This is a genomic window from Streptomyces sp. NPDC057565, from assembly GCF_042801455.1.
Taxonomy (GTDB): Bacteria; Actinomycetota; Actinomycetes; order Streptomycetales; family Streptomycetaceae; genus Streptomyces; species Streptomyces yanii.
The window spans coordinates 21,585-28,166 of record NZ_JBHVFU010000081.1; the positions used below are offsets into that span (position 1 = coordinate 21,585).

At 69.3% G+C, this 6,582-nt stretch carries 6 protein-coding genes and 1 pseudogene; 4 read left to right on the forward strand and 3 right to left on the reverse strand.

Going from position 1 to position 6,582, the window contains the following annotated elements:
* Positions 1-12: 12 nt before the first annotated feature.
* Positions 13-912 (forward strand): RNA polymerase sigma factor SigF, encoded by a 900-nt coding sequence (locus ACFU8W_RS47705; RefSeq protein WP_384052106.1) that lies wholly within the window; start codon positions 13-15, stop codon positions 910-912.
* 81 nt (positions 913-993) lie between these two features.
* Here ACFU8W_RS47705 and ACFU8W_RS47710 read toward each other — a convergent pair whose 3' ends face one another.
* On the reverse strand, positions 994-1,371 hold the full coding sequence (locus ACFU8W_RS47710; RefSeq protein WP_384052112.1) for a hypothetical protein: 378 nt from the start codon (positions 1,369-1,371) through the stop codon (positions 994-996).
* Between the two features lie 225 nt (positions 1,372-1,596).
* Here ACFU8W_RS47710 and ACFU8W_RS47715 point away from each other — a divergent pair, with 225 nt between their 5' ends.
* Both ACFU8W_RS47715 and ACFU8W_RS47720 read left to right on the forward strand, forming a co-directional pair.
* Entirely contained in the window at positions 1,597-2,565 is a 969-nt protein-coding gene (locus ACFU8W_RS47715; RefSeq protein ID WP_384052108.1) for a diacylglycerol/lipid kinase family protein, read from the forward strand.
* 321 nt (positions 2,566-2,886) lie between these two features.
* Complete coding sequence (locus ACFU8W_RS47720) at positions 2,887-3,144, forward strand: WhiB family transcriptional regulator (RefSeq protein ID WP_003953983.1); 258 nt, start codon at positions 2,887-2,889, stop codon at positions 3,142-3,144.
* Between the two features lie 200 nt (positions 3,145-3,344).
* Here ACFU8W_RS47720 and ACFU8W_RS47725 read toward each other — a convergent pair whose 3' ends face one another.
* Together ACFU8W_RS47725 and ACFU8W_RS47730 are read right to left on the reverse strand one after the other, a co-directional pair.
* On the reverse strand, positions 3,345-4,811 hold the full coding sequence (locus ACFU8W_RS47725; protein ID WP_345510601.1) for a PAS domain-containing sensor histidine kinase: 1,467 nt from the start codon (positions 4,809-4,811) through the stop codon (positions 3,345-3,347).
* Between the two features lie 353 nt (positions 4,812-5,164).
* Positions 5,165-5,635 (reverse strand): annotated as a pseudogene (locus ACFU8W_RS47730) (hypothetical protein); the annotation flags it as partial.
* 70 nt (positions 5,636-5,705) lie between these two features.
* Here ACFU8W_RS47730 and nagB point away from each other — a divergent pair.
* Positions 5,706-6,491, forward strand: a complete 786-nt coding sequence (gene nagB / locus ACFU8W_RS47735) for a glucosamine-6-phosphate deaminase (protein WP_345510417.1) — start codon at positions 5,706-5,708, stop codon at positions 6,489-6,491.
* Positions 6,492-6,582 lie beyond the last annotated feature (91 nt).

A 6,582-nucleotide genomic window follows, 5' to 3' on the forward strand; every position in this document is an offset into this window, starting at 1 on the left:
ATCCGACCGGGGGTGGTGCGAGCAGCAGGCATCCCGGAGCAGCAGGCCATGCCCCATCCGGTGGACGGGGCGGACGGGCCGGTGGTCCGTACGGTCGCGGTGGAGCAGTCGCAGGCAAAGCGGGCAGGCCAGATGAGCGAGCACGGGCACCACGATCCACACGACCGCAGCGGGGCGCGGGCACTCTTCTACGAGCTGCGGGAACTCCCCGCCGGCTCGCCGGAGAAGGCCGAGCTGCGCAACCGGCTGGTGCGGATGCATCTCCCGCTCGTGGAGCATCTGGCCCGCCGGTTCCGCAACCGCGGCGAGCCGCTGGACGATCTGACCCAGGTCGCCACCATCGGCCTGATCAAGTCGGTGGACCGGTTCGACCCGGACCGGGGCGTCGAGTTCTCGACGTACGCCACGCCGACCGTCGTCGGCGAGATCAAGCGCCACTTCCGCGACAAGGGCTGGGCGGTCCGGGTGCCGCGCCGGCTGCAGGAGCTGCGCCTCTCGCTCACCACGGCCACCGCCGAGCTCTCCCAGCAGCACGGCCGGTCGCCGACGGTGCACGAGCTGGCGGAGCGGCTGGGCATCTCCGAGGAAGAGGTCCTGGAGGGCCTGGAATCGGCCAATGCGTACAGCACGCTGTCGCTCGACGTGCCGGACACGGACGACGAGTCCCCGGCGGTGGCGGACACGCTGGGCTCGGAGGACGAGGCGCTGGAGGGCGTCGAGTACCGGGAGTCACTGAAGCCGCTGCTGGAGGACCTGCCACCCCGGGAGAAGCGCATCCTGCTGCTCCGGTTCTTCGGCAACATGACCCAGTCGCAGATCGCGCAGGAGGTCGGCATCTCGCAGATGCACGTCTCGCGTCTGCTGGCGCGCACGCTGGCGCAACTGCGCGAGCGGCTGCTCGTCGAGGAGTAGCAGGACGGGCTGCCGGCGCTGTGGTTCAGCGGCCGTACGGTGCGCTTCCGCGCCCGGCTGCCGACGTGCTGCGCCGCCAGGTCACGCCTCCGGCGTCGCGCCCGGTCCCCGGATGCCGAGCGCTTCCCGGGTCGCCGGCCTGGCCAGCTGGAAAAGCGCCGTCAGCGAAACCGCGGCGAGGACGATCCCGGCCGGGATCAGCGCGCCGTGCGACCGCAGCAGCGTCCAGGCCACCGGCAGCGCGATGATCTGCGTGATGAGCGCCGGGCCACGGCTCCAGCTGCGCCGCCGCAGCAGTCCGCGGGACGCGATCAGCGGGATCAGGCCCAGGGCGATCAGAGTGAGTCCGCCCATCTCCGCCTGCTGCGGGCTCTCGGGCCGACCGAGCAGCCCCATGACCAGCATGTAGATCCCGCCGAGGGCGAGCGCCGCCCCTTCGAGGGCGTTGAGCCCGGCCACGAGAGTGATCCTGGCCGGCTTCGTCGGCTCGGCCATGGGCGACGAGGACGGCGTGTTCTGCTGAGTACTCACCCTTGCAGGTTGACATCCCGGCCCGCTGAAAGCGAAGCCGGGGTCCGGGCCGGGGTGCCGTGCCCGAGCCCCTCGCAGCCGTGCCGTCACCCAACGTGAAGGGCAGGGGGCGGGACTTCAGACGGGTACCACACGGTAGGTAGTCTGGCGGCCATGCGCGCACTCCTCGTGGTCAATCCAGCTGCTACCACCACCAGTGCGCGTACCCGTGACGTGCTCATCCACGCGCTCGCCAGCGAGATGAAGCTGGAGGCGGTGACCACGGAGTACCGGGGGCATGCCCGGGACCTGGGACGGCGGGCCGCGGACTCGGACGACATCGATCTCGTCGTCGCCCTCGGCGGCGACGGCACGGTCAACGAGGTCGTGAACGGTCTGCTGCACCGCGGTCCCGACATCGACAACCTGCCGCGCCTGGCCGTGGTCCCCGGTGGCTCCACCAATGTCTTCGCGCGCGCCCTCGGCCTGCCGAACGACGCGGTGGAGGCGACCGGCGCCATCCTGGACGCGCTCGCCAACCGGACCGAACGCACGGTCGGCCTCGGGCTTGCGGCCGGCACGCCGGGCACCGAGGACGAGTCGGTCCCCGAACGCTGGTTCACATTCTGTGCCGGCCTCGGATTCGACGCGGGCGTGGTCGGTCGCGTCGAACAGAAGCGCGAACGCGGGAAGCGGTCCACACATGCGCTGTACGTGCGCCAGGTGGTCCGGCAGTTCCTGGAGGAGCCGCACCGGCGGCACGGGGTGATCACGCTGGACATCCCCGGCCAGGACCCGGTCACCGATCTCGCGCTCTCCATAATCTCGAACACCGCTCCCTGGACCTACCTGGGGAACCGCCCGATGTACGCGTCCCCGAAGGCGTCGTTCGACACGGCCCTGGATGTCCTCGGCCTGAAGCGCCTCTCCACTCCGGCAGTCGCCCGGTACGGCACCCAGCTGCTCACTTCGAGCCCCGAGAAGGGCCCGCACGGCAAGCACGCGGTTTCACTCCATGACCTCACGGACTTCACCTTGCATTCAAAGGCCCCACTGCCCTTCCAGATGGACGGTGACCACCTGGGCCTGCGCACGAGTGTGACGTTCACAGGCGTACGCCGTGCACTGCGTGTGATTGTGTGAGCGGAAGGAGCAAAAGTCCTTCAACTCGAACGTTTGGACTGGCTTCCACCCCATGGAAGTACGGCTGTGACCTAGCCGACACCGAGGAATCAAAAAAAAGTTTCCAGAAGGGGTTGTATCCGCCGCCGAGGTTTGCGAATCTCTACATGGCGATCGGGACGGCCCGCAACAACGGCCTCCACTGAGAGCCAGAACCCCTCCTCACTTGTACAGGACCACAACCAGTTCATCTGGGCGTCGGCCCATCATCTGTGGGGGGATTCGTGAAAGCGTTCACATTCACAAGCAACGTGTATGTAATACCAAGGAGAGGTAGCAGCCATGGACTGGCGTCACAACGCCGTTTGTCGTGAGGAAGACCCCGAGCTGTTCTTCCCCATCGGCAACACCGGTCCTGCGCTGCTGCAGATCGAGGAAGCCAAGGCCGTCTGCCGTCGCTGCCCCGTCATGGAGCAGTGCCTGCAGTGGGCGCTCGAGTCCGGCCAGGACTCCGGCGTCTGGGGTGGCCTCAGCGAGGACGAGCGCCGCGCAATGAAGCGCCGCGCCGCTCGCAACCGGGCGCGTAACGCCAGCGCCTGATTCGACGCCACCGCTACGAGCCTCAGTCAGGCGGCGCGTACAGAGCGTACGCACGAACCCGCCCCCCGAGTCGCAGCGCGCAGTACCCCAAAAGCGCACGCATGAAGCAGTGGGCCCGGACCGTGATCAACGGTCCGGGCCCACTGCTTTGCGCATTCCCGTTCGTGCCGTCCGTCGGGTGCGCCCCGGCGGCGGCCCGGTCACTTCTCCGCGCGGACCGGAATGTCGAGGACCACCTGGGTGCCGCGCTCGGGGGCCGGGACCATGCCGAACGATCCGCTCAACTCGCCCTCCACCAGCGTCCGTACGATCTGCAGCCCCAGGTTGCCGGCCTGCTGCGGGTCGAACCCCTCGGGCAGCCCGCACCCGTCGTCCTGGACGGTGATCAGCAATCGCGCCTCGGCCGACGAGCCGCCGCGCACCGCCGAGACCTCGACCGTGCCGGTCTGGCCGACGGTGAACGCGTGCTCCAGGGCGTTCTGCAGCACCTCGGTGAGCACCATGGCAAGCGGAGTGGCTACTTCCGCATCGAGAATGCCGAACCGCCCCGTACGTCGGCAGGTGACCCGGCCCGGGGAGATCTCGGCGACCATCGCGATGACCCGGTCGGCGATCTCGTCGAACTCGACCCGCTCGTCCAGATTCTGAGACAGCGTCTCATGAACGATGGCGATCGAACCCACGCGCCGTACCGCCTCGTTGAGGGCTTCGCGGCCCTGCGCGGATCCCATCCGGCGGGCCTGCAGACGCAACAGGGCAGCCACCGTCTGAAGGTTGTTCTTGACCCGGTGGTGGATCTCCCGGATGGTGGCGTCCTTCGTGATCAACTCGCGCTCGCGGCGACGCAGTTCGGTGACGTCACGGAGGAGGACCAGGGAGCCGATCCTGACCCCCTTGGGCTTGAGCGGGATCGCCCGGAGCTGGATCACGCCGCCCGCGCATTCGACCTCGAACTCGCGGGGCGCGTAACCGCTCGCCAGTTTGACCAGGGCCTCGTCCACCGGGCCACGGGAGGGGGCGAGTTCGGCGGTGGTCCGGCCGAGGTGGTGTCCGACGAGGTCGGAGGCGAGACCGAGGCGGTGGTACGCGGAGAGGCCGTTGGGGCTGGCGTACTGGACGACACCGTCGGCATCGAGCCTGATCAGTCCGTCACCGACGCGCGGCGAGGCATCCATGTCGACCTGCTGGTCCGGGAACGGGAAGGACCCCGCGGCGATCATCTGGGCCAGGTCGGAGGCCGACTGCAGATAGGTGAGCTCCAGCCGGGACGGGGTCCGGACGGTCAGGAGATTCGTGTTGCGGGCGATGACGCCCAGAACCCGGCCCTCACGGCGTACGGGGATCGACTCGACCCGTACCGGCACCTCCTCGCGCCACTCCGGGTCGCCCTCGCGGACGATCCGGCCCTCGTCGAGCGCCGCGTCCAGCAGCGGGCGGCGGCCGCGCGGCACCAGATGGCCGACCATGTCGTCCTGGTACGAGGTGGGTCCCGTGTTGGGCCGCATCTGGGCGACGGACACATAGCGGGTCCCGTCGCGGGTGGGCACCCACAGGACGAGGTCGGCGAAGGACAGGTCGGAGAGCAGCTGCCACTCCGAGACCAGCAGATGCAGCCACTCGAGGTCTGTGTCGCCGAGGGCTGTGTGCTGGCGGACGAGGTCGTTCATGGAGGGCACGTGTGCGAGCGTACCTGTGGATACGCGCCGGTTTCGAACCGAACGACCTGCCCGTACGTGGAAGGGGACAGGGGCCGGAAATTGGCGTGCTCCGATGGATGGACAGACGAGAATGGTCTAGTCCACAATGCTCAAGACAGAGCTTCCGCTCTCCCCGCACAGGAGAGTGGATCGAGGTACCGCGCTCTCTGCCCTGACTGCGCCGGTACCTCCCCCGGCCGGGGGCACCGCACACCGCCGGCCGAGCAACTCCGGGCTGCGGTGCCGGACGGGCTGAGGGTCCCGTCCCGGCGCCGCGGCCCGCGGGTGTTTCTGCGGACCTCCCCCGCCGGAGACCGGCGCGGTCAGCGGGTCTCGGTGACCTTGGCCAGGGCGCGGGGAGCGTCCGGGTCCTGGCCGCGGGCGATCGTCACCTCGTACGCCGGCATCTGCAGCGGCAGGATCTCCAGGACCCGCTGGAGGGCCTCGCCGCCCCGGCCGTCCGTGCGCTCGGCGAACCGGTAGCGCGCGGCCAGGTCCTTGACCTCGCCCTTGCGGGCCAGGATCGCCTCCGCCAGTTCCGGCAGGCTCGCGGCGGCGCCGCCGTCACCGCCGCGCAGACCCTCGACGAAGAGGAAGAGATAAAGGGACAGCAGGGAGGCGGTGCAGGTCTTCGTGGCCGGGAGGGCCTAATCCGGGCCCGCCAGGATGTCGATGTGGTACTCGGAGACGGCGGCGAGCGGCGAATCCGGGTTGCCGGTGACGGCCGGGGTGAGGGCACCGGCCTCGCGGGCCACCCCGCACGAAGGGAAGCCGGACGTCACCTGCGGGTTGCCCGGCTCTGCTAGATTAGCCTTAGATTGGTCTATACCACATATCGCGACTCTTCAGATCGGCAGGCCCCGCGTGGAAGTTGTCATCGTCCCGGACGCCAAGGCAGGCGGCGAACTCATCGCGGGAGCCATCGGCGCCCTGCTGAGCCGCAAGCCCGACGCCCTTCTCGGCGTTGCCACCGGCTCGACCCCGCTGCCCATCTACCAGGCGCTGGCGGCCAAGGTGCGCTCCGGCGAGGTGGACGCCTCGCGTGCGCGCATCTGCCAGCTCGACGAGTACGTCGGACTGCCGGCCGGCCACCCCGAGTCGTACCGTTCGGTGGTGCTGCGCGAGGTCGTCGTGCCGCTCGGCCTGTCCGAGGAGTCCTTCATGGGCCCGGACGGCTCGGCCGAGGACGTCCAGGCCGCCTGCGAGGCGTACGACCAGGCGCTTGCCACGGCGGGCGGCGTGGACCTGCAGCTGCTCGGGATCGGCACGGACGGGCACATCGGCTTCAACGAGCCGTGCTCCTCGCTGGCGTCCCGTACCCGGATCAAGACGCTGACCGAGCAGACCCGGGTCGACAACGCGCGCTTCTTCGACAACGACATCAGCCAGGTGCCGCACCACGTCATCACGCAGGGCATCGGCACGATCCTGGAGTCCCGCCACCCGATCCTGCTGGCGACGGGCGAGGGCAAGGCCGAGGCGGTGGCGCTGACGGTCGAGGGGCCGGTGGCGTCGTTCGTACCCGCGTCGGCCCTGCAGCTGCATCCGCATGCGACGGTGGTCGTGGACGAGGCCGCGGCGTCGAAGCTGAAGCTGGCGGACTACTTCCGGGCCACGTATGCGGCGAAGCCGCGGTGGCAGGGGATCTAGTGTCCTGAGTCTTTGATTCGGTTTAGATATCCGGTGAGGCGTTCGAAGATCTCGTCGGCGGTCTTCGTCCAGACGAAGGGCCTGGGGTTGT

What these genes read in the sequence shown, in the direction of transcription:
- ACFU8W_RS47720 (WP_003953983.1), top strand. Translation starts at nt 2,887, where the DNA reads ATGGACTGGCGTCACAACGCCGTTTGTCGTGAGGAAGACCCCGAGCTG.
- ACFU8W_RS47725 (WP_345510601.1), bottom strand. Translation starts at nt 4,811, where the DNA reads ATGAACGACCTCGTCCGCCAGCACACAGCCCTCGGCGACACAGACCTC.
- ACFU8W_RS47715 (WP_384052108.1), top strand. Translation starts at nt 1,597, where the DNA reads ATGCGCGCACTCCTCGTGGTCAATCCAGCTGCTACCACCACCAGTGCG.